General features: G+C 66.9%; 20 protein-coding genes. 8 read left to right on the top strand and 12 right to left on the bottom strand.

Going from position 1 to position 21,053, the window contains the following annotated elements:
* Positions 1–24: 24 nt before the first annotated feature.
* The 3 genes from DVU99_RS05045 to DVU99_RS05035 form a co-directional block, all read right to left on the bottom strand.
* The gene (locus DVU99_RS05045; protein WP_114239123.1) at positions 25–747 is read right to left on the bottom strand and encodes a C40 family peptidase; all 723 of its coding nucleotides are present in this window, start codon (positions 745–747) and stop codon (positions 25–27) included.
* Between the two features lie 248 nt (positions 748–995).
* Entirely contained in the window at positions 996–1,709 is a 714-nt protein-coding gene (locus DVU99_RS05040; protein WP_114239122.1) for a YggS family pyridoxal phosphate-dependent enzyme, read from the bottom strand.
* 118 nt (positions 1,710–1,827) lie between these two features.
* Positions 1,828–3,252: a M20 family metallopeptidase gene (locus DVU99_RS05035; protein ID WP_114239121.1), complete on the bottom strand. Its 1,425-nt coding sequence runs from the start codon at positions 3,250–3,252 to the stop codon at positions 1,828–1,830.
* A 202-nt stretch (positions 3,253–3,454) separates the two neighbouring features.
* Between DVU99_RS05035 and DVU99_RS05030 the strand changes: the two genes are divergently transcribed.
* The 4 genes from DVU99_RS05030 to DVU99_RS05015 all read left to right on the top strand — a co-directional run bounded on the left by DVU99_RS05030 (position 3,455) and on the right by DVU99_RS05015 (position 5,485).
* Entirely contained in the window at positions 3,455–3,784 is a 330-nt protein-coding gene (locus DVU99_RS05030; protein ID WP_114239120.1) for a helix-hairpin-helix domain-containing protein, read from the top strand.
* Between the two features lie 107 nt (positions 3,785–3,891).
* Positions 3,892–4,371, top strand: a complete 480-nt coding sequence (locus tag DVU99_RS05025; RefSeq protein WP_114239119.1) for an SET domain-containing protein-lysine N-methyltransferase — start codon at positions 3,892–3,894, stop codon at positions 4,369–4,371.
* 5 nt (positions 4,372–4,376) lie between these two features.
* Positions 4,377–4,916, top strand: coding sequence for a GNAT family N-acetyltransferase (locus DVU99_RS05020; protein WP_114239460.1), 540 nt, complete (start codon positions 4,377–4,379; stop codon positions 4,914–4,916).
* Positions 4,913–5,485: a HutD family protein gene (locus DVU99_RS05015; RefSeq protein WP_114239118.1), complete on the top strand. Its 573-nt coding sequence runs from the start codon at positions 4,913–4,915 to the stop codon at positions 5,483–5,485. Before DVU99_RS05020 ends, DVU99_RS05015 begins: the two co-directional genes overlap by 4 nt.
* Positions 5,486–5,509: 24 nt before the next feature.
* On the opposite strand, the gene DVU99_RS05010 is transcribed toward DVU99_RS05015, so the two are convergent.
* From DVU99_RS05010 to DVU99_RS04980, 7 genes are all read right to left on the bottom strand, one after another.
* The gene (locus DVU99_RS05010) at positions 5,510–6,415 is read right to left on the bottom strand and encodes a hypothetical protein (RefSeq protein WP_343126319.1); all 906 of its coding nucleotides are present in this window, start codon (positions 6,413–6,415) and stop codon (positions 5,510–5,512) included.
* Positions 6,415–8,631 carry a M1 family metallopeptidase gene (locus DVU99_RS05005; protein ID WP_232823460.1) on the bottom strand — a complete coding sequence of 739 codons (2,217 nt, stop codon included), beginning with the start codon at positions 8,629–8,631 and terminating at the stop codon, positions 6,415–6,417. The genes DVU99_RS05010 and DVU99_RS05005 overlap by 1 nt, the downstream gene beginning before the upstream one ends.
* 104 nt (positions 8,632–8,735) lie before the next feature.
* Entirely contained in the window at positions 8,736–10,364 is a 1,629-nt protein-coding gene (locus DVU99_RS05000) for a sulfite reductase flavoprotein subunit alpha (protein WP_114239116.1), read from the bottom strand.
* On the bottom strand, positions 10,361–11,341 hold the full coding sequence (locus DVU99_RS04995) for an FAD:protein FMN transferase (RefSeq protein ID WP_114239459.1): 981 nt from the start codon (positions 11,339–11,341) through the stop codon (positions 10,361–10,363). The genes DVU99_RS05000 and DVU99_RS04995 overlap by 4 nt, the downstream gene beginning before the upstream one ends.
* A gap of 15 nt (positions 11,342–11,356) precedes the next feature.
* Positions 11,357–12,169, bottom strand: a complete 813-nt coding sequence (locus DVU99_RS04990; protein ID WP_114239115.1) for a DUF4198 domain-containing protein — start codon at positions 12,167–12,169, stop codon at positions 11,357–11,359.
* 17 nt (positions 12,170–12,186) lie between these two features.
* Positions 12,187–12,702 carry a DUF2271 domain-containing protein gene (locus tag DVU99_RS04985; protein WP_114239114.1) on the bottom strand — a complete coding sequence of 172 codons (516 nt, stop codon included), beginning with the start codon at positions 12,700–12,702 and terminating at the stop codon, positions 12,187–12,189.
* Between the two features lie 44 nt (positions 12,703–12,746).
* Positions 12,747–13,406 carry a PepSY-associated TM helix domain-containing protein gene (locus DVU99_RS04980; protein ID WP_114239113.1) on the bottom strand — a complete coding sequence of 220 codons (660 nt, stop codon included), beginning with the start codon at positions 13,404–13,406 and terminating at the stop codon, positions 12,747–12,749.
* A gap of 228 nt (positions 13,407–13,634) precedes the next feature.
* Here DVU99_RS04980 and DVU99_RS04975 point away from each other — a divergent pair, with 228 nt between their 5' ends.
* Both DVU99_RS04975 and DVU99_RS04970 read left to right on the top strand, forming a co-directional pair.
* Positions 13,635–14,324, top strand: coding sequence for a response regulator (locus DVU99_RS04975; RefSeq protein ID WP_114239112.1), 690 nt, complete (start codon positions 13,635–13,637; stop codon positions 14,322–14,324).
* Between the two features lie 26 nt (positions 14,325–14,350).
* Complete coding sequence (locus DVU99_RS04970) at positions 14,351–15,790, top strand: sensor histidine kinase (RefSeq protein WP_114239458.1); 1,440 nt, start codon at positions 14,351–14,353, stop codon at positions 15,788–15,790.
* Positions 15,791–16,092: 302 nt separating this feature from the next.
* Here the strand turns inward: DVU99_RS04970 and DVU99_RS04965 are convergent, their stop codons facing one another.
* Both DVU99_RS04965 and DVU99_RS04960 read right to left on the bottom strand, forming a co-directional pair.
* Positions 16,093–17,499 carry an aspartate aminotransferase family protein gene (locus DVU99_RS04965; RefSeq protein ID WP_114239111.1) on the bottom strand — a complete coding sequence of 469 codons (1,407 nt, stop codon included), beginning with the start codon at positions 17,497–17,499 and terminating at the stop codon, positions 16,093–16,095.
* A 50-nt stretch (positions 17,500–17,549) separates the two neighbouring features.
* On the bottom strand, positions 17,550–18,254 hold the full coding sequence (locus DVU99_RS04960) for an MtnX-like HAD-IB family phosphatase (RefSeq protein ID WP_114239110.1): 705 nt from the start codon (positions 18,252–18,254) through the stop codon (positions 17,550–17,552).
* A gap of 246 nt (positions 18,255–18,500) precedes the next feature.
* On the opposite strand from DVU99_RS04960, the gene DVU99_RS04955 reads away from it, so the two are divergent.
* Both DVU99_RS04955 and DVU99_RS04950 read left to right on the top strand, forming a co-directional pair.
* On the top strand, positions 18,501–19,919 hold the full coding sequence (locus DVU99_RS04955; RefSeq protein ID WP_232823458.1) for a TolC family protein: 1,419 nt from the start codon (positions 18,501–18,503) through the stop codon (positions 19,917–19,919).
* On the top strand, positions 19,919–21,052 hold the full coding sequence (locus tag DVU99_RS04950; RefSeq protein ID WP_114239108.1) for an ABC transporter permease: 1,134 nt from the start codon (positions 19,919–19,921) through the stop codon (positions 21,050–21,052). The genes DVU99_RS04955 and DVU99_RS04950 overlap by 1 nt, the downstream gene beginning before the upstream one ends.
* The last annotated feature ends 1 nt before the right edge of the window (position 21,053 follow it).

Below are 21,053 nucleotides of genomic sequence, written 5' to 3'. Positions count from 1 at the left end.
CTTGACTGACGAAGACGCCTGCAATCAGCTGCGGGCCAGCGCACCCGGGCGCTTGGCGCCGGCGAAACGCTGTGCCCAGTACGACTCGTCCAGGCTGTCCACGCGCACGGTCTTGCCGCGCGAGGGCGAATGGATGAACTGGCCGTTGGCAATGTAGATGCCCACGTGCGAGATGCGGCCCTGGCCACGCTTGCCGGCGGTACGGAAGAACACCAGGTCGCCCGGCTTCATGTCATCGCGGCTCACCTTCAGGCCAGCGAGGAACTGCGAGGCGGAATTGGTCGGCAGGTCCAGGCCCACGGCATGGGCGAACACGTAGCGGACGAAGCCGCTGCAATCGAAACCGGTGGAAGGATCGCGGCCACCGCGCACATAGCGGATGTCGCGCAGCTGCATGGCCAGGCCGATCAGGGTCTTGCGCAGGTCGGAGGTATCGGCTGCCAGCGAAGCCACGGCACCGTTGGCCACGCCGGCATTCGGCATGCCGTCGCCATCGACGTCGTCATCGTCGCCCCAGCCGGCGCCATTGGCAGCGGAGGGAACGGTGAGCTTGGCCGGGATGGCCGACTGCGCCAGCGCCGCGGCCGGTGCGAACACCGAAAGCGAACCCATCAGATTGGGGGTGAGGCTGGAAGCGGGAGCGGCCGACGGAGTGGTCTGGCCAGTCAGCGGTTCAGCAAAGAGCGGAAGGGAGAAGAGCAGTGCACCAGCAAGCGCAGCAGCGGCGATGAATCGCTTCGTTGGCATGTGGGACAAATCCCTTTGCAGTTCGTGAGTTATGCCAGCGGGGTGTCCGCTGGCCGTGACGGTGACGTGAACTTATCAAAGGGTTCCCGGTCGTATGTTCGATTGGGGTTAACTAAACTCCATCGTTTCAAAATTTGGCATGACCTATGCATTGCGCATAAATCATTGATTTAGAAATATAAATATACCTAATGTGGTTACTTTTTGATCAATTAGTAAACTAATTATTCAATTCGGTACCGTATGTTTCAGGCGGTTCTGAGCCGCTGACCGAAGATCGCCGTACCCACCCGTATCTCGGTTGCCCCCTCGGCAATGGCCAGTGGGAAATCCCCGCTCATACCCATGGAAAGCCGCTTCAGATCATGGCCTTGCACGCATGCGAGGTCGCGCAGTTCGCGCAACTGGCGGAAGCAGGCACGCACCGCCGCGGGGTCTTCCGACTGCACGGCCATGGTCATCAGCCCCTTCACCCGCAGCGTGTCGTAGCTCCGCAGTGCAGCCAGGAAGGGCAGCAACTGCTCCGGCGCAAGCCCCTGCTTGCTCTCCTCCGGTGAGGTCTTCACCTCGATGAGTACGTCGATCGCCCGCCCCTCGATCTGCAGGCGCCGGTGCAGCGCGTCGGCCAGTTCGATGCGGTCGAGCGATTGCACTTCGCTGGCCAGCCGCGCCACGTCCTTGGCCTTGTTGGTCTGCAGGTGGCCGATCACCACCCACGCAATGTCCTCGCCTGCCAACGCCGCGGCCTTGCTGCGGATTTCCTGCACCTTGTTCTCGCCAAAGCGCCGCAGGCCCAAGGCCATGGCCGCCCGCACCGCATCCGCGCCAAAGGTCTTGCTGACCGGCAGGATCGACACGTCGGAGGGTTCGCGCCCGGCGGCGCGGCAGGCGTCATCGACGCGCGCACGCACCGCGGACCAGTTGTCGGCAACGTAGGAATAATCGCTGGAGGCGTTGTTCATCTCAGGCAGGCCTGGCGTCACGCCACTGCCATGTCACGCCAGCGCATGCCGGCACCCGACGCCTCGTGGCGGAAGAAGCGCCGAGCCCCGGCGAGCGCCGGGGCAACGGCCGGGCATGTCAGCCCTTGGCGCCCTGTGCGTAGTGGTGCGCCACCACGTCGGCCACCACCATCGACACCTTCTTGCCGGTGGGAATGTGCAGGAACTCGTTCGGACCGTGCGCATTGGAGTGCGGACCGAGCACGCCGGTGATGAGGAACTGCGCCTTCGGGAACTTCTCGCCCAGCATGCCCATGAACGGGATGCTGCCACCCTCGCCCATGTACGCGGCGGGCGCGCCGAAATAGGTCTGCGAGGCATTGGCCACGGCCTCTTCCAGCCACGGCGACAACTGCGGTGCGTTCCAGCCGCTGCCGTCCTTCTCCAGCTTGAAGGTGACCTTGGCACCGTACGGCGGATCCTTCTCCAGCAGCTGCTTGACGAACTGGCCGGCCTTGGCGCCCGACAGCGTGGGCGGCACGCGCAGGCTCAGCTTCAGCGCGGTCTTCGGGCGCAGCACGTTGCCGGCGCTTTCCAGCGGTGGCAGGCCGTCGGCACCGGTGACCGCCAGCTGCGGACGCCAGGTCCGGTTGAGCACCAGCTCGGTGAGGTCTTCGGTCACCGGGTGCATGCCTTCAACGAACGGGAACTTGTCGTACACCGCAGTGCCCAGCACCTCGGCCGACTTGCGCGCCTGCTCGATGCGCTGCGGCGGGATGTCGACGTAAAGCTCCTTGGGCTCGATGGTGCCGGTCTGCGGGTCTTCCAGGCGGCTCAGCAACTCGCGCAGGATGCGGAAGCTCGACGGCACCACGCCGGAGGCGTCACCGGAATGCACGCCCTCTTCCAGCACCTGCACGGTGAGCTCGCCGCCGGTCATGCCGCGCAGCGAGGTGGTCAGCCACAGCTGGTCGTAATTGCCGCAACCGGAATCCAGGCACACCACCAGCGAAGGGTTGCCGATGCGATCGGCCAGGTGGTCCACGTAGTACGGCAGGTCGTAGCTGCCGGACTCCTCGCAGGCCTCGATCAGCACCACGCAGCGTGCATGCGGCACGCCCTGCTCGTGCAGCGCCAGCAGTGCCGCCAGCGAGCCGAAGATGGCGTAGCCGTCGTCGGCGCCGCCGCGGCCATACAGCTTGTCGCCCTTGAGCACCGGGGTCCACGGACCCAGGCCTTCGGCCCAACCGGTCATCTCCGGCTGCTTGTCCAGGTGGCCGTACAGCACCACGGTGTCGTCGCCGCTGCCCGGCACTTCGATGTAGATCAGCGGGGTACGGCCTTCCAGGCGCACCACTTCCAGCGTGGCGCCCGGCAGCGAGGACAGCTTCGAGCGCGCCCACGTCTCCATCAGCTTCACCGCGGCGTCCATGTAGCCGTGCTCGACCCACTTGGGATCGAACATGGGGGACTTGTTGGGAATGCGGATGTACTCAACCAGCTGCGGCACGATCTCGTCGTCCCACAGGCCGCTGATGAAACGGTTGAGGCGAGCGGTATCCATGGGCGACTCCTGCAGCATTGGGAAAGCGGCAATTGTATCAGCGCTGGCCAAAAGGCCGCCTCAACGGCCTTAGGCGCACACGCCACCAGTGGCAACCCCCACCCCGATCTGCCGGTTATGCCGACTGCCGCGACGGCAGCGCATTGGCACAGTCCGGTCGCGGCCGACTCGCGACCGCAATCACCTACAGGGAGTAACACCCATGCGCATGAAGCTCATCGCCTTGCTGACCGGCCTGGCCCTCGCCGGCCACGCCTTTGCCTCCACTCCGGTCAACATCAACAAGGCCGACGCCAGCACGCTCGCCCACTCGCTCGACGGCGTGGGCATGTCCAAGGCCGAGGCCATCGTGGCCTTCCGCACTGAGCACGGCCCGTTCAAGAGCGCGGACGACCTGACCCAGGTCAAAGGCATTGGTCCCGCCACGCTGGAACGCAATCGCGACGCCATCCTGCTCGGCGACAGCCCGGCCGACACCAAGGCCGCCCCCGCCAAGAGCAAGTCCAAGCCGGTCAAGGGCTCAGGCGAATAATCAAACCCGTCAGTCACTTGCGTTCAGGAAACGCGATCCGGCCGGGTATGGAAACCCCGGCCGGATGGGCCTACACTCGGCCGCCTTGCTGTGGGGTTAGGGGTGACATGATCGTTCCGCGTTACCGCATTGCCCGGTCCGGGATCCCCGGTGCGGGCCAGGGGCTGTTTCTCGAACAGGACGTCGCCGCCGGACAGATCGTCACGGCGCCGGACGCGATCGAGCGCACCTACCGGTACGACGAGCTGGTCAGCTCGCCGGAACTTTCCGCGCAGCTGTATGCCAGCGCGCGCTGGTTCGAGGACCGCTACACCGTCTCGCCCGACTGGCCCGACGAGTGCTACGTCAACCACAGCTTCGACCCCACCGGGCTATGGCACCTGGGCTTTGTGTTCGCCACGCGCGACCTGCCCGCCGGCACCGAAATCACCGTGGATTACCGCCACCTGCTTCCCCCGGGGGAGGAAGAGGCATTCGTCGATGCCGCCACCGGTCGCCCGATCGTCGGCCTGTCCTGGCTCGACAGTCTCACCGAGAGCACCCGCGCACTGGCGGACCTGCTCGCTGGCACCCGACTTGCTTGCTGATGACCATGATCGAGATACCTGTCATTGAAACGGCCCGCCTGCGCCTGACCGCATTGGCGGAACGTCACTTCGACGACTACGCCGCCATGCTTGCCGACCCTGCCAGCACGCGCTGGATCGGCGACGGCCAGCCGCTGGACCGCGCCAACGCCTGGCGCTCGCTGGCGATGCTGATCGGCCACTGGCAGCTGCGCGGCTACGGCATGTGGGCGCTGGAGCTGAAGGACACCGGCGAGTTCATCGGTCGCGCGGGCCTGATGCGCCCGGAAGGCTGGCCCGACCTGGAGCTGGGCTGGATGCTCAAGCCCCAGTACCGCCACCTCGGCTACGCCACCGAAGCCAGCGGCGCGATCCTCGAGTTCGCCTGGCACACCTTGCACGCCCAGCGCGTGATCAGCCTGGTGAAGATCGGCAACGAAGCCTCCGACCGCGTGGCCGAGCGCCTGGGCGGCGAGCACATCGACGACATGGATTTCTTCGGGGCGCACAACCACGTGTTCGCCTATTACCCGCCGCTCCCCGAGAAACGGCGCGCCTGGGCATGAGCCGGCTGGAGCCCCTGTCTGCGGATGGCCTGCAGGGCAAGCCCTGTTCGGACGGCAGCGTGATCATCACCGACATTGCCTGCAGTCCCGACGAAGACAGCTGGCTCTGGCGCATGTCCATGATCGGCATCGGCGAGCAGCAGCTGGAATTTCCGGCACATAGCGACATACGCCGGCAATTTGTGCCCCTCGATGCCCCGGTGGACGTCACCTTCCCCGACGGCCGCACCCAGCACCTGAACCGTTTCGACGTGGCGCATTTCGATCACGTGAATGATCCGGAAGCCGCCCTGTCGGACCGCCCCACCCGCACCTTCAACCTCAAGCTGCGCGACGACACCCAGGGCGAACTGATCGCCCGACCGCTCAACGGCGCCATGGTGCTGCTCGCCCCCAACGGCTGGCGCTGGTTCGTGCTGCTGCTGTCGGGCCAGGCCAAGGTCATCGCCGACCATCGCATCCGCGACCTGGAACCTAACGACATGCTGTGGATCGATCCGATACCCGGTCACCCGGTGCGCATCGAAGGTGGCGGCGAGCTGGTGCTGGCCCGTTTGCCGGCCCACTGAAGCGCCCCGCCCTCGCGCGGGCGCCTACAGCAGGCCAGCGCGCCGCGAACCGCCGAGTGAACGAGCGATTTCCGTCAGTGCATAAAGGCGCGCGATGCGCATCCAGCCCAGGCTGGCCACAACCAGCTGGGTCAGCACGAAAGCCAGCAGCAGGCCGTGCCGGCCGACCGCCAGCGTGTGCGCGCGAACCAGCCCCAGTCCCAGCGCGATGGCAAGCCCCGGCAGGCTGACCAGCACGAACACCAGCAACGAGGAAAACGGGCGACGCAGCACCTGCATCAATCCGCGCCCCATCGCCAGCGTCGCCGAACGCAGCCCGCCATCGGCAATGAATGCCGCGCGCGCCGACTCCACCCACAACAGCGCCACCAGCATCACCAGGCCGCCGAAGCACCATGCCAGGTGCTGCGCCGCCATCGCCTGCGATTCCAATACGGCAAGATCGGCACGATCCGCCGCGTGATCCAGCCCCACCTGCAGCAGATAGCCCGCCGCCGCGTAAGGCAGCAATGCCCACAACTGCAGTCGAAACATGCGGCCGTATTCGACCAGGCCACCTTGCAACAACGCGCCAAAACCAAGCGTCCGACCGCTGCGGCCGCTGGCGACCACCATGCCATGCAGCAGCGGCAGCGAAAGCAACGCGCACAGCAGGCTGGCCGTGGCCGCGCCGTGCAGCAATGCGTGCTCGCGTCCCAGCACCTGCCCCACGTCGGTCATCATCAACAGGTCGAACTGCCTGGCCCAGCCACGCGCATGCACCGAGTGGTCGAGCAGTTCGCCCAGCGACTGCAGCAGCGGTACGGCCACCACGATGACCGGCAGCAGCAGCATCAGGGCCCATAGCAGCAGCAATCGCCATTGCATGGCGCTGGGCAGTGCGCGCAACAGCGCCAGGGCATCGACACGCCGGGAACTCTTGTAGGCCATCACAGGGTCCCCAGCAGGGCGTAGAACGATTGCAGCAGCGTGGCGGCGTCGGCCGTCCAGCGGCGCGAGGCGGAGGGGTCGGCCTTCACCGCGCGGCTGTCGTTGAGTTTGTTTTCGTCCAGCAGGATCTGCTGGTCCGGATCGAGTTCCGCCGACACGACCCGGGTGGGGCGTGTGAACACGAAGCGTGCCCAGCGACGATCGTCATCCCAGCGCACGTCTTCGCGACTGCCGTCGGCAAAGGTGACGCGCAGGCGTTGCGGCACCGCCGCGCCTTCACGCACCACGGTCACCGTGCCACGCCACGGGTATGGCCCCCTGGCGTTGACACCCGCCCCTGGATGATCCTTGCGCCACGCCGCGCGTCGCTCATCGACCTGGTCGTCGACTTCGTCGGCGGAGCGTTCGCTGCGCTCGCCATGCGCCACCCAGCTCCCGGCCATCGGCAACACTTCCTGGTTGACGATGGACGCCACGCGATCGTCGATGCGCGCCGTGCCATACACGTACTGGTCGAACACCCGGTTGACCGTCCGCGCATCGCCTGACACGTCGATCAGCACCGCGCGCAGGTCCGCCACCGAGGGATGACGAAATCGCCAGCGCTGGTAGTACTCGCGCATCGCGCGCTCCATCACGTCACGGCCGAACCGTGCCTCCAGGTCGTGCATGGCCGTGGCCGTGCGCGCGTAGACCGTGCCGTAGCTGCCGTTGGAATAGCGATCCCAGCTGTTCTGTCCCAGCGGGTCGAACGGATGCGAGAGGCCTGCCGTGGCCCGCTCCGTGACGAACACGTCGGCCGATGGCGTGATGCCGGCCCGGCGCAGCCATGAATCGGGCACCAGCACGCGCTGGTTGCGATCACGCAGCATGCGCTCGTCCCAGTATTCGTTGATGCCCTCGTCGAGCATCGGCTCCTCGAATTCGTTGGAGGCGAGGATGCCGTAGAAGTAACCGTGCCCGAATTCGTGGATGGTCACGAAGTCGATGTTCCATTGATCCATGGTCTGCGGATCAATGTTCGCGTGCCCCTCGGCGGTGAAGAACGTGGGGTACTCCATGCCGCCCGCATCCTCCGCGTTGAAGGGCGGCACCACCGCCGTGACGGTGCGGTACGGATACGGGCCGAGCGTGCGCGAGAAGTAATCCAGCGAATCGAGCGTGGCCTTCAGCACCGGCTGCGCGCTCGCCACGTATTCCGCCGGATAGATCACCCGCACGGCCACCCTGGGGCTGCCCGGCCCCTGCCAGTTCGACTCCAGCGTCTTGAAGTCCTTGGCGGCCACCCAGGCAAAGTCGTGCACGTCGCCCTGCACGAAGTGATAGGTGCTCTTGCCATTGCCCTGTTCCGGCGGCCCCTGCAGAGCACCGACTGCACCGACCGTGTAGTCCGACGGCACGGTAAGGCGCACGTCGTATTGGCCGAAATCGGCGTAGAACTCGCTGTTGTAGTGGAACTCATGGACGTTCCACTGCAACTGGTCGGCGCCGCGTTCACCGGGCAGTTCGAGCACGCCAATCTTTGGAAACCACTGGGCCACCAGGTTGAAATGGCCCCACCAGCCGGTGCGCGAGATCACGCGGGGCAGCTGGCTGAGAAAATCGATGTCGAGCGTCAGCGTGCCCCCTGCCGGCACCGGCTCGGCGAGATCGACGCGCGCCACGGTCTCGTCCGTGCCAGGGCCATCATCGGGATGCACGAACTCCCACTTCAGCAGGGCATTGCCCTGCTGCACGCTCTTGAGGTCGATCCAACCCCACTCGCCCTTGCCGGGCACGCTGTCGGAGCCACGGCCATGCGCATCGAGCACGCTTCGCTCGGTAAAGAAAGTGCTGCCTTCGTTCTGGAAGGCGTTGAGGTAGAGATGCAGGTAGATGCGATCGACCGCACGATCACTGCGATTGCGCCAGGTCAGCTGCTCGCTGCCCTTGACGCTGTGATGCGCCGCATCGAGTTCGGCGTCGATGCGATAGCCCACCACGCGATCGGACAACGTGGGCTCGTTGCCCTGGCGCACGCCACCCCAGGCATCGGCGTTACTGGCCACGCGGGGCGCGGCCGCGCGGGCCCCGGTCAACGGGATCTCCACGATCGGTGCGGGCTCCACGCTGGAAGCAGGCGCCGGTGCCTGCTGGGCATGCGCTGCACCACACCACGCCAGACAGCACACCCAGGCCAGCCCAAGGCTGCGCCAGCCACCCATCGACTTCCCCATGGCACCCTCCCCCGAAGGAATACGCAGCCTGCGGCATCGGCGCGCCGGCCTCCTATAGGCCAGAGGTCACGCCCGTTCGGCCGCAAGCATGCCCGCAGGAAGGTTCAGTAAACGTCGCGACGGTAGCGGCCGTCTTCGCGCAGGCGCTCGGTGGCCTCGTCGCCGAGCACCTCGCGCAACACGGCGTCCACGCCCGGCGCCATGCCATCGAGACTGCCGCACACGCACACCGTGGCGCCCTGCCCCACCCAGTCGCGCAGCAGGTCGGCATGGCCGCGCAGGCGATCCTGCACATAGACGCGGGTAGTGCCGTCACGCGACCAGGCCAGGTCCAGGCGTTCGAGCTGGCCTTCCTGCAGCCACTGTTCGATCTCGGCGCGGTGATGAAAATCGTGGGCCTGCTGCCGCTCGCCGAACAGCAGCCAGTTGCGGCGATAGCCGGCAGCGATGCGTGCCTTGAGCAGGGCGCGCAGTCCGGCCAGGCCGGTGCCATTGCCTATCAGGATCAGCGGGGCATCGCTGGCGGGTACGCGGAACGAGGCATTGCCGCGAATGCGCAGTGCGATCGTGGCGCCCAGCGGCGCATGCTCGGTAAGCCAGCCCGAACCCACGCCGGCGCTGCCATCCTCGCGCTGCACGCGACGCACCAGCAACTGCAAGGTGCCGTCCGACGGCAACGATGCGATCGAATACTCGCGATGGGGCAAGGCCTGCAGGCTGCCCACCAGCGCGGCGGCGGTGAGTGATGGCACTTCGTCCGAGGGCGGCAGGTGACTGGCGGCCAGCCATTCGCCAAGGGTATCTGTGCGTCCCTGGTGCGAGACCAGCTCACCCGCCACCAATGACGTCCGAGCCAGCCACTCTTCCACCGCCGAGGCGGCATGACGCGGCCCGATTTCGACCAAGTCACCGGCCTGCCATTCGGCCATGCCCTCAAGCGGACGCAGCGCCAGATGAAAACAGGGGCCGCCGACGCTGCCCGGGTTGAGCCACTGGCGCTCGACCAGTTGCCAGCGCTGATAGTCCGGCCGCTCCCAGTCGGGCATCTCCGTGACGCCCGACAACCGGGCCAGATGATGCTGCCAGTGGCGCAAGGCCGCCGGATCGCCGTTGTCCACTTCGACCGTATCGAACAGCGGCGTGGCACCGTTGTGCTGCAGCCAGTGCCGCAGCTCACGACCGAAGCCACAGAAATTCGCATAATCGCGATCGCCGAGCGCGAGCAGGCCATAGCGCAGGTGCCCGAGCGACAACCCTGCCTGCATCCAGCGCGTGACAAAGCCCGAGGCGCCGTCCGGCGCGTCGCCTTCGCCCGTGGTGCTCACCAGGAACAGCACGCGACGCGCCTGCATCAGCGCGACGTCATTGAGGTCGCCCATCGCCTGCAAGCGGGCAGCCATACCCGCCTGCTCCAGGCTGCGCATGGTCTGCAAAGCCCACTGTTCGGCCGTGCCGGTCTGGCTGGCGAACACCACCAGCAGCGCATCCTCGGGCCATGCTGTCGACACATCGACGCGCAATGCCCGCATGCCGCGACGACGTAACGCAATAGCGGCGGTGAAACCCACCCAGGCCAGCAGCACCAGGCCGGCGGCCAGCCAGCGTGATGCACCGGGGTCATGCCATTCCCATTCCGCGCGGTGCAGCCACAGCAAAGCCAGCGCGGTCAGCGCCAGCACCACGCCCAGCACCGGATTTCCCCAGGCAGGGCGCGTGTGGCCGTCAGCGCTCACGAAGCCAGCGCCTCGGCGAACGCTGGCGACAACCGCTCTTCCAGCCCGAGCTCGCCGTGCAGGATGAACATCACGGCCAGGCCGCGATCACGCGCGTACGTCATGCCATGCTCGGGTCCGAGTATGGTCATGAGGGTACCCAGCGGATCGGCCTGCAACGCCTGTGGCGCCAGTACGCTCACCGAGGCGACCCGGTGCGGCACCGGTTGCCCGGTGCGCGGATCGATGTGATGCGAGTAGGACACGCCATCCGCTTCGAACTGGCGGCGGTAATTGCCCGAGGTGGCGATCGCGCGTCCGCTGAGTGCAAGCACCTGGCTGAGCTGATCCATGCGCTCGACCGAACCCGGCACGGCGCCGGGGCGCTCGATGCCGATGCGCCAGGGCGAACCGTCGGGCTTGAGTCCCTGCCCCTTCAGCTCGCCGCCGACTTCCACCAGCCAGGTGCCCAGGCCCACGCTGTCGAGATAACGTCCGACCTGGTCCACGCTGTAACCCTTGGCGATCGAGGACAGGTCGAGATAAGCGCCACCCGGTTGATAGATGCTGCGCGTCTGCGCGTCCAGCACCAGGCGCGACCAACCGATGCGGGCATGGGCCCGCGTGATCTCCTCGATGGACGGAGGCGCGCGGCGCAGTCCGTCGGGTCCGAAGCCCCACAGGTTCACCAGCGGCCCCACGGTCGGGTCGTAGGCGCCGCCGCTGTCGCGTGCAAGCTGCAGCGCATGCGTCACCACCTCGAAGCATTCGGCCGGCAGCACGTGCCAGGTGCCGGCCGGTGCCGCGTTGAAGCGCGACAACGCGGAGTGTGGCTTGTACGTGCTCATCTGTCCGTCGACCAGATCCAGCACGGCCTGGATGCCCGCATGCCAGGCTTGCAGCGACAACTCCACCGGCAGCACCGCACGCACCGACCAGGTGGTGCCCATGGTGTCGCCGCCGGTGGATTGCACGGCAAGATCCCTTCCCGGGGACATCTGCATGACGCGTCCTTACTGCGGCAGCACTTCCAGCGTGGCCGAGTACGACAGGCGACGCTGCTTGGCGGCCTTCACGCTGGTCTTGTCGTCCTGCGCGGTGGCGTTGATCCAGTACATGCCCGCATGCGGCCAGTTGAGGCTGAACTTGCCGTCCTTGCCGGTGGTGACGTCCAGCTCTTCCTGCGCATTGCGGTAGCGCGTCTCGCCGGCGATCGCGGCGATCTTCACGTCCGCCGCCGGCTTGCCGTCCAGCAGCAACTGGAAGGTGGCTGGTTCGCCGGCCGCCAAATCGGTGAACTGGGTCACCGGCACCAGCTCCAGCCCCTTGCCGGTGGGCTTGAGCGCCACGTCGCTGGGCTTGCCGTTGGTGACGAAGGTTTCCACGCGGTTGATCGACTCGGACACCTCGAGGTTCTTCGCGCCTGCGGGAACATCCTTGGCAAGGTTGGCCGCGTCACCGCGCCAGCGCTTCTTCTCGCCATTCACTTCGTAGTTGGCGAACAGGCCGCCATTCACCACGGCGATCTTGTAGGTGCCCTGCTGGGTGAGGTGCACGTCGAACACGCTGCGGTACTGGCCGGTGGAGGCGTTCTCGGCCTTGACCGCCTGGCCATCGGGCGCGGTGATCACCACGCGGTCCAGCGCCACCGGCATGTGGGCGGGATAGAACAGGTCGTTGGACACCGCGGCGTCCTCCGTCACCCACGGGTCGGCACCGGAAACATTGGTGGCCGAGGGCACCAGCCACAGCTTGTGTGCCTGCGCCATCACCGGCAGCGACAGGGCCAGCGCCAGCGCGCTCCACTTCAACGTTTGCTTGATCATTCGAGGACTCTCCGTGTTCAGGGGGCGAGGTCGAGCTTCACCGCGCCCAGTTCGCTGTTGCCCTGGGCAGCCAGCTGCTGCGGGGCGCTGGCCGGCCAGGTAAACGGCACGCGCACCACTTCGCGGCCACCCACTTCGCGCGCGGCCTCCACCACCAGTTCGTACTTGCCCGCCGGCAGTTCGCCCAGCGGCGCCTTGCCGTCGTGGAAGCTCAGCTTCTGGTCGCCGGCCGGACGCGTGGCACCCGACACGCCGTCGATCGGCAGCTGCAGCTCGCGGCCACCGCGCCGCCACCACTGGCGAAGCTCGGGCAGCCACTTGGTGCCGGCGCCTTCCTTCGATTCCTTCTGGGCATACCAGACGGCCAACTGCGCGGCCACGCTGTGGTCTTCGCGCTCGATCCACACCGCGGTGTACGGACGGTGGTATTCGGCCACGTTGAGCTGCGGAATCTGCACGGTGACGTTGAGGTCGGCTGCCATCGCAGGAGCCGCCAGCAACATGGCGGGAAGAGTCAGTGATAGACGACGCATGGATTTCTCTCGATGGAAGGAGGCGATGCCAATGAACAGTGATGTCAGTGGATGAAGATCAGCGCCAGCACCAGTGGCAGCACCAGGCCGAATGCGACCAGCGGCCAGGTGGCACCACGCTGGGCGGCATGCATTTTCAGCAGCAGCAGACCGGTGACCGAAAAGATCACGCAGGCCAGCGCGAACACGTCGATGAACCAGCCCCACGCGGGGCCGGCATGCCGTCCCTTGTGCAGGTCGTTGAGATAGGCGATCACGCCGCGCGAACTGCGCTCGTATTCCACCTTGCCCGTCTCGCGGTCGATGCTGAGCCAGGCGTCACCGCCCGGGCGCGGCATCGACAGATAGATTTCATCGCTCGACCAGTCGCCCTCGCGGCCCGCGACATCCACGCCTAGCGTGCCCGATACCCAGTCCGCCACCGCGGTGGGCAAGGCGATGCCCTTGCGCTCGTCTTCGCCGGCCACCACGTGGAGCAGCGCCGTCGGCAGCTGCGCGTTGCGATGGATGGTCTGCGCCTTGGCCTCGATCTGGCCGGCGTGGTTGAGGGTGAAGCCGGTGATGGCAAACAGCAGCATGCCCACCAGGCACAGCGCGGAGCTGATCCAGTGCCACTGATGGAGTTGCTTGAGCCAGAACGCCCGCCGGGTACCGGCCCGTGCGCCCCCGCCCCTGTTGTCGCGCGACTGCGCCGCTGCCTGCATGCCCGCCTTCTTGCGTGTCCCGTCCGCGCCACTCCCGCATGACGGGCCATGCAACGATGACGCGCGCTTGCTGTCACAGCACTTCGCCAGGGGCTAAGCTGGCCGCTCGGGCGGCCGTCCCTGACACCAGGCCGGGATCTTGCCACAAATGAGAATCACTCGCAATTTAGCCCTACCCGCCCCTGCCGCGTTCACCCCCATGGCCACGCGGCCCCAACGGATACCTGCATGCGCATCTTGATTGCCGAAGATGACCCCTCCATTGCCGCCGGTGTAAGCGCGGCGCTTCGCCAGGGAGGCCACGCGGTGGACTGCGTGACCGATGGCAGCAAGGCAGACGCCGCCCTGCGCGACACCCCCTACGACCTGTTGATCCTCGACCTTGGCCTGCCCAACCTGGACGGCGCCGACGTACTGCAACGGCTGCGCAAGCGCGGTACCGGACTGCCGGTGCTGGTGATCACCGCGCGCGAAGGCCTGCGCGAGCGCGTGCGCGTGCTCGACCTGGGCGCCGACGACTACCTGGTGAAGCCGTTTGCGCTGGCCGAATTCGAGGCACGCGTGCGCGCCCTGCTGCGCCGCTATACCTCACAGGGCGCCCCCGAGCTCACCATGGGCCGGCTGCGCCTGGACCTGCCGGGCCACCGTGCCTGGATCGGTGAAGAACCACTGGAGCTCACGGCCCGCGAGTTCGGCCTGCTGGAAGCGCTGGCTGCACGCCCCGACCGTGTCACCAGCCGCGCCCAACTGGTCGAAGCCCTGTGCAGCTGGGATGAGGAGCTCACCGATAACGGCCTGGACATCGCCATCTATCGGCTGCGGCGCAAGCTGACCGACTCCGGCACCCAGGTACGCACCATTCGCGGCCTTGGCTACCTGCTCGAGGAAGTGAAGGAAGGCAAGGAATCGAAGGCATGAGTGAACCGGCGCATCCGCCCTCCCCGATGGCCTGGCTTTACCGCATCACCGAGCCGGATGGGCGCCCCAGCCTGCGGCGGCACCTGCTGTCCTCGCTGCTGGTGCCGCTGATGGTGTTGCTGGTGATCGAGAGCCTGGTCACCTATGGCGGCGCGCTGATCTACTCCAACCACGTGCACGATCGCGATCTCGCCGACGACGCCACCACACTGGCCCAGATGCTCAGCCAGGAAGACCTCGGCGGGCAGATTTCGCCGCAGGCGCGTTTCCTGCTCGAATACGCCCCCGAAGGCCACAACTACTTCAACGTCAGCAGCCAGCGCCATGGCCTGCTCGCGGGCACCGCCGAGCTGCAGCCGGCGCCCTTGTCGGGCGCGTCGCAGGACGGCGAGCCGGAGCTGTATTCGACCTCCATCTTCACCCACACGCAGAAGCATCGCGACCTGCGCGCCGCCACCGTGCGCATCCCGAACCTGCGCGATCCCAGCGACCAGCTCACGGTCACCATGGCCGAGACCTTCCACGATCGCCACCAGCGCGCGCGGGAGATCCTGTTGCTGACCATCCCGGCGCAGGCCATCCTGATCGCCAGCGTGTTCATGCTGGTGCTGTATGGCGTACGCGTGGGCCTGCGCCAGCTCGACCCGCTGACCACGCGCCTGGCGGCACGCGAGCATGACCTGGCGCCGATCGGCGACGCCGACGTGCCGGTCGAGATCCTTCCGCTCACGCGCACCATCGACGCCTTGTTCGCACGCCAGCGCAGCATGCTCTCGCTGCAGGAGCGCTTCATCGCCGATGCCGCGCACCAGCTCAAGACGCCGCTGGCCGGATTGCGCGTGCACGTGGAGCGCGCACAGGCCGATCCAAGCAAGGAAACCGTCAACGACGCCCTGCAACACATCCTGCGACTGACCCAGCGCGCCAGCCGTGCTTCCAGCCAGCTGCTGGCCCTCACCCGCGCGCAGTCGCCTGAGCTCAACGAGGCCAGCCCGCTGGTGCTGCTCGACCTCGCGCAGGTCGTGCCAGAACTGCTCGGCGTGCGCGTGCATGATGCGATCACCGCCGGGGTCGACCTGGGCTACGAAGGCCCGGCCGGCCCGGTGTGGATCGACGGCGACCGCATCTCGCTGCAGGAGATGCTCGACAACCTGATCGACAACAGCCTGCGCTACGCCGGCCGCGACAGCATCCTCACCGTGGGCCTTTCCACCGTGCCCGCCGGCGCCTGCCTCAGCGTGGAGGACAACGGCCCCGGCGTGCCGCCGGCCTTCCTCGAACGACTGGGCGAACGCTTCTTCCGCGTGCCCGGCATCACCGAGGAAGGCACCGGCCTGGGCCTGGCCATCGTGCAGCGCATCGCGGAGCGGCACCACGCGCAAGTGCATTACCTGTCGGGCAGCGCAGGAGGCCTTCGCGTTGAAGTGGTGTTTCCTCCCGCGCGTACCTCGCGGATCGTGGGCTGACCGCGACGTGCCCAACGTTCGCTGAATCGGCTCCAGCCCTTTGTATGGGCGCCCCCTGTGCGCGATGGACCGAAGCCAGGAGCGGTCGCGCACAGGGTGCGCTCCTACAGGGATCGCCTTGCCCCTCGCACTGCGATGGGTTCACCACGACACAGGCACTGAAGGCCTGACAAAATCATCGCCCATAAAAAAACGGCGACACATGCGCGCCGCCGTCGTCACACTTCCCCTGCATGGGAACTACTTGAGACAAACCATCAACAAAAAAAGAACCGCGGGGCCATGGGCCCCGCGGCATCGCATTACATGGCCTTCTTGGCCTTGGTCAGCAGCTGGTCGAGCAGCGCAATGGCCAGGTCGATTTCTTCGTAGGTAATGTCCAGCGACGGCGCGAACGTGATCACGTTCTTGTACCAGCCGCCCACGTCCAGCACGAGGCCGATCTTCTTGCCGTTGTGCTCGAGGTCGCCAGCGAGGCCGATATCGACCATCTTGTCCAGCAGCGCCTTGTTCGGCGTGAAGCCGTCGTCGGTGCAGATCTCGGCACGCAGCGCGAGGCCAAGGCCGTCCACGTCGCCGATTTCCTTGTGACGCTTCTGCAGGTCGCGCAGGCCTTCGAGGAAGTGCGCGCCCTTCTTCGGCACGCTGGTCTCGTAGTCCAGCTCGTAGCCCATCTTGATCACTTCCAGACCCAGCGAGGTGCCCAGCGGGTTGGAGTTGAACGTGGAGTGGGTGGAGCCCGGCGGGAAGATGGTCGGGTTGATCATCTCTTCGCGCGCCCACAGGCCCGACAGCGGGTTCAGGCCATTGGTCAGCGCCTTGCCGAACACGATCACGTCCGGCGTCACGCCGAAGTGCTCGATCGACCACAGCTTGCCGGTGCGCCAGAAGCCCATCTGGATTTCGTCGACCACCATCAGGATGCCGTACTGGTCCAGCACCTTCTTCAGGTCCTTGAAGAAATTCATCGGCGGGACGACGTAGCCACCGGTGCCCTGGATCGGCTCGACGTAGAAGGCGGCATATTCGGCCTGGCTGACCTTGGGGTCCCACACGCCGTTGTATTCGGTCTCGAACAGGCGCGCGAACTGGCGCACGCAGGCGTCCGAGTACTCCTCCGGCGTCATCCCCTTCGGGCGACGGAACGGGTACGGGAACGGCACGAACATCGCGCGCTCGCCGAAGTGGCCGAAGCGACGACGGTAGCGGTAGCTGGAGGTGATCGACGAGGCGCCCAGCGTACGGCCGTGGTAGCCGCCCTCGAAGGCGAACATCAGGCTCTTGCCGCCGGTGTAGTTGCGCACCAGCTTCAGCGAGTCTTCCACCGCCTGCGCGCCGCCGACGTTGAAGTGCACGCGGCCCTTCAGGCCGAACTTCTGCTGCGCGTCGACCGCGATGGTCTTGGCCAGCTCGATGCGGGTCTGATGCAGGTACTGGCTGGCGACCTGCGGCAGGATGTCGATCTGGCGCTTCAGCGTGTCGTTGAGGCGCTGGTTGCCGTAGCCGAAGTTGACCGCGGAGTACCACATCTGCAGGTCGAGGAAGCGCGTGCCGGCGGTGTCGATCATCCAGCTGCCTTCGCCGTGGCGGAAGATCTTCGGCGGATCGACGTAGTGCACGGTGTCGCCGAACGAGCTCCACTCGGCCTCGTCAGCCAGCAGCTGCGCGTCGGGGATCACGACGCCAGCGTTCTTGTCGTAAGCGTTCATTGGTAAATCCGGAAACGATCAGAAGATGGGGAAGAGCGGGCAGCGCCCGCTCAGAGGGAAGCAACGGCCAGCGCGGGCGCGGCCGGGGTGTGTTCGGCCAGCAGGCTGCCATCAAGCAGGCGCGGCAGCAGTTCCAGCGCATCCTCGAAACCGGTGATCGGCACGTACGGGATGCCGGCGGCGCGGCAGTGCTCGATCAGGCGGTGCTTGGCAAACACGAAGTCGACGCGGTCGGCGGCGCAGAAGTCCGATGCACCGTCGCCGATCAGCAGGGTCTTGGCGCCCCCCTTGCTGGCCTGGGCGGCCACCGCACACTTGCAGGTACCGCTGCGGCAGCCCTCGGCCTGGAACGGCGAGGTGAGCTGCCACTGGCGCGGCGGCGTGGCCGGGGCCAGGTGGTTGGCGGCCAGCGGCAGGTCGTCCAGGCCATACCGGCCGAGGATCTTGTGGATGGCATAATCCAGGCCATCGCTGACCACGCGGATCGGCGTGTTCAGGTCGCGCGCCTGCTTCACGAACGCCGGGAAGGCGTGGTCGATCCACAGCGAGGACAAGTGCTTGTCCAGCGCCTCCTGGGTCATGTCGAGCAGGCCGACCTGGCCCGTCATGCATTCGCGCGAGCCGATGCGGCCAGCGCGCCAGTCCTGCTCCAGCGTTTCCCAGCCGGGACGGCCGAAGCGGTCGAGCAGCGAGTCGATCACGTCTTCGACCGAGATGGTGCCGTCGAAGTCGCAGAGAATGGTCCAGCCAGTCACTAGGTGAAGCTCCACATTGCAGTGTGAGGACACAATAGGTAGCCCCCCCTTTCGGCCTCCTTTCTTTCCGAAAGATTCTGCGCGGTACTATCCATCCTGTAAGACTTTCATAAGCCTGTCGTAGGCTTAGTCGGCTATTCTTAACCGCTTCATTGGCGCATTCCCCGGCCATACGTTCCCCACATAATCGGCTGAACAATCAGGAAATTCGTGTTTCAGCGTCGAAATCACCCGGATCCGTCGAACATGGAAGCTGCACCCATCCGGCCACGCCACCTGCTCGCCTGTAGCCTGCTGGGCTGGAGCCTGGTCGTGTTGGCCGGCTGCGCGGCTGCACCGGTACCGGCATTGAAGCCGCCCCTGCCGGACACCTGGCGCAACGCGCCGGCCGGCGTCGCCCCGCCGAGCGCCGACCTGCGGGGCTGGTGGCAGGCCCTGGGCGATCCGGAGCTGGACGCCCTGGTCGACCGCGCCCTGCAGAACAACCTGGACGTGGCCCAGGCAGCCGCGCGCATGCGCTCGGCCCGGCTGTTGAACCGCCATGCCCACGACCCATACCTGCCTTCGTTGCATGGCCGCACCAACGACGTGATCGACCCCGACACCACCGCCTCGTATTTCGTGGTGGGTTTCGACGCGCTGTGGGAACTGCCGTTGTTCGGGGCCTGGAAGAGCAGCCAGCGCGTCGCCCAGGGGCAGCTCGATGCCTCGGCCGCGGCGCTGCGCGGCGCGCAGGTGTCGCTGGTGGCCGAGGTGTCCCGCCGCTGGATCGAGTTGCGCTCCGCCCAGCAGCAGGCTCGCCTGCTTACGGCCATCCGCGATGCGCAACAGGAAAAGGTGCGCCTGCTGCAGGTGCGCGAGCAGCTGAAGCTGGCGCCGCCACTGGAAGTAGCCCGCGCGCAGGCCGACCTGTCCCGTGCCCAGGCCGCCCTGAGCGAGCCGCAGCAGACCATCAACGCCAGCGCCCAGCAGCTCGCCGTATTGCTGGGCCAGCCCGAGCCGGATCCTCAATGGCTGCAGCCCGGCGAGCAGCCGCAGCTCGGCGCCTGGCAGCTGACCACGGCACCGGCCGACATGTTGCGCGCCCGCCCCGAGATCGCCAGCGCGGAAGCCGATGTGCTGCGCGCCGCCGGCGAGCTGGGCATGAGCCGCGCCGACATCTATCCGCACATTGGCCTGGGCGCCTCGCTGCAGTGGTCGGCCAACATTGCCTCCAACTACCACGTGCATACGGGCGAGGCGATCTTCTCCTACGGTCCGATCATCGACGTGCCGCTGTTCGACTGGGGCCAGCGCGTGGCCACCGCGCACGCCAAGGACCACGAGCTGAAGGCGGCCGTCTACGCTTACCGCCAGGCGGTACTACAAGGTGTAGCCGAGGCCGAAACGGCCATGGGCGACCTGGAACAGCTGCGCGGCCGCGAAGACGCCTCACGCCAGGCCGCCGATCTCCTGCAGACCAACCTGACGGCGCTGCGAAAGCGGGCGGATCTCAACCTGGGCAGCAACATGGACGTGCAGGACGGACTGATCGAAGGCCATCGCGCCGAACTGGAACTGGTCAGCGCCGTGGCCGCACGCGACCTGGCCTATGTGTCCCTGTACAAGGCCCTGGGTGGCGCCCCCATGCCCAATCCGCCGCAGCCGCCGCGGAGCACCGACTGATGGTGGCGCTGGCACGCAAGACACTTGTCTATGAATGGCGGCGTTTCCTGCCGGCCATTCTCGCGGTGGGCTTCGCCGGTCTGCTGCAGTTGCTGCAGGCCGCACTGGTGCTCGGCATCTTCGGCAGTGCCAGCGTTTACATCACCGGCTCCTCCGCCGATCTTTGGGCCGGTTATCCGGGCACGCAGAGCGTGAACCTGGGCCGCTCGATCGACTCCGGCGTGGAGATGCGGCTGCGCATGGACCCGGCGGTTGCCTCCGTCGAACCGTTCCACTGGGTTGATGCCGACTGGCGCGGCCCCAGCGACACCGGCGGCGTATCGGTGTTCGTCTCCGGCATCAATACCCGCCCGGACGGCATGCTGTTCGCCCACGCCCTCTCTCCTGCCCTGCGCGCCCGCCTCAACGAGCCCGATGCGGTGGTGGTCGACCGTGCCGACCTCGACAGCTTGGGCGTGGGCATCGGCGACAGCGCGGTGATCAACGGCCATCGCGTACGCGTGGTCGGCGTCAGCAGCGGCCTGCGTGCGCTGGGCGGCGTCAACGTGGTGGCGTCGCTGGCCACCGCGGCGGAACTGGACACCGACCCCAGCAACACCAATCGCATGACCTACTTCGTGGCCAAGCTGCGCGACCCCGCGCAGGCCAGCGAGGTGGCCGCGCGCCTGCGCGGCAACTCCGCGTTCGGCAGCTACGACGTGTGGACGGCGGAGGACTTCGCGCGCCGCTCGCAGCTCTATTGGATGTTCGACACCGGCGCTGGCGCCGGCGTGCTGTTCCTGGCAGGCATCGTCTTCCTGGTCGGCGCCGTGATCACCAGCCAGACCCTGGTCGCCGCCGTGATCGGCTCGGTGCGCGAGTACGCCACGCTCAACGCGCTGGGCGTGGGCGTCGGCGCACTGCGCAAGGTGGTGATGGAGCAGGCCTTCTGGGTCGGCGCACTCGGCCTCGCCGGCGCCAGCATCCTGGGCGGCCTGGCGCTTGCCTTCGCGCGCAGCCGCAGCGTGCCGGTGGCGCTGGACCCATGGACCGCGCTCGCCTGCCTCAGCCTGGGCATGGGCCTGGCCATCGTGTCCGGCCTGGCCGCCATGCGCAGCCTGCGCCGCGCCGATCCGGCGACGCTGCTGAGGTAAT

Source organism: Dyella sp. C9 (assembly GCF_003332825.1).
In the GTDB taxonomy this organism is placed as follows: Bacteria; Pseudomonadota; Gammaproteobacteria; order Xanthomonadales; family Rhodanobacteraceae; genus Dyella.
The sequence above is the reverse complement of the archived record's forward strand: the minus strand, read 5'-3'. Positions and strand labels throughout refer to the sequence as shown.

Coding starts and splice junctions, on each gene's coding strand:
- DVU99_RS05045 (WP_114239123.1), bottom strand. CDS start 747: ATGCCAACGAAGCGATTCATCGCCGCTGCTGCGCTTGCTGGTGCACTG.
- DVU99_RS05025 (WP_114239119.1), top strand. CDS start 3,892: ATGATCGTTCCGCGTTACCGCATTGCCCGGTCCGGGATCCCCGGTGCG.
- DVU99_RS04965 (WP_114239111.1), bottom strand. CDS start 17,499: ATGAACGCTTACGACAAGAACGCTGGCGTCGTGATCCCCGACGCGCAG.
- DVU99_RS04995 (WP_114239459.1), bottom strand. CDS start 11,341: ATGTCCCCGGGAAGGGATCTTGCCGTGCAATCCACCGGCGGCGACACC.
- DVU99_RS04990 (WP_114239115.1), bottom strand. CDS start 12,169: ATGATCAAGCAAACGTTGAAGTGGAGCGCGCTGGCGCTGGCCCTGTCG.
- DVU99_RS04955 (WP_232823458.1), top strand. CDS start 18,501: ATGGAAGCTGCACCCATCCGGCCACGCCACCTGCTCGCCTGTAGCCTG.
- DVU99_RS05030 (WP_114239120.1), top strand. CDS start 3,455: ATGCGCATGAAGCTCATCGCCTTGCTGACCGGCCTGGCCCTCGCCGGC.
- DVU99_RS05035 (WP_114239121.1), bottom strand. CDS start 3,252: ATGGATACCGCTCGCCTCAACCGTTTCATCAGCGGCCTGTGGGACGAC.
- DVU99_RS05005 (WP_232823460.1), bottom strand. CDS start 8,631: ATGGGGAAGTCGATGGGTGGCTGGCGCAGCCTTGGGCTGGCCTGGGTG.
- DVU99_RS04950 (WP_114239108.1), top strand. CDS start 19,919: ATGGTGGCGCTGGCACGCAAGACACTTGTCTATGAATGGCGGCGTTTC.
- DVU99_RS04985 (WP_114239114.1), bottom strand. CDS start 12,702: ATGCGTCGTCTATCACTGACTCTTCCCGCCATGTTGCTGGCGGCTCCT.
- DVU99_RS04970 (WP_114239458.1), top strand. CDS start 14,351: ATGGCCTGGCTTTACCGCATCACCGAGCCGGATGGGCGCCCCAGCCTG.
- DVU99_RS05015 (WP_114239118.1), top strand. CDS start 4,913: ATGAGCCGGCTGGAGCCCCTGTCTGCGGATGGCCTGCAGGGCAAGCCC.
- DVU99_RS05040 (WP_114239122.1), bottom strand. CDS start 1,709: ATGAACAACGCCTCCAGCGATTATTCCTACGTTGCCGACAACTGGTCC.
- DVU99_RS04975 (WP_114239112.1), top strand. CDS start 13,635: ATGCGCATCTTGATTGCCGAAGATGACCCCTCCATTGCCGCCGGTGTA.
- DVU99_RS05010 (WP_343126319.1), bottom strand. CDS start 6,415: ATGGCCTACAAGAGTTCCCGGCGTGTCGATGCCCTGGCGCTGTTGCGC.
- DVU99_RS04980 (WP_114239113.1), bottom strand. CDS start 13,406: ATGCAGGCAGCGGCGCAGTCGCGCGACAACAGGGGCGGGGGCGCACGG.
- DVU99_RS05020 (WP_114239460.1), top strand. CDS start 4,377: ATGATCGAGATACCTGTCATTGAAACGGCCCGCCTGCGCCTGACCGCA.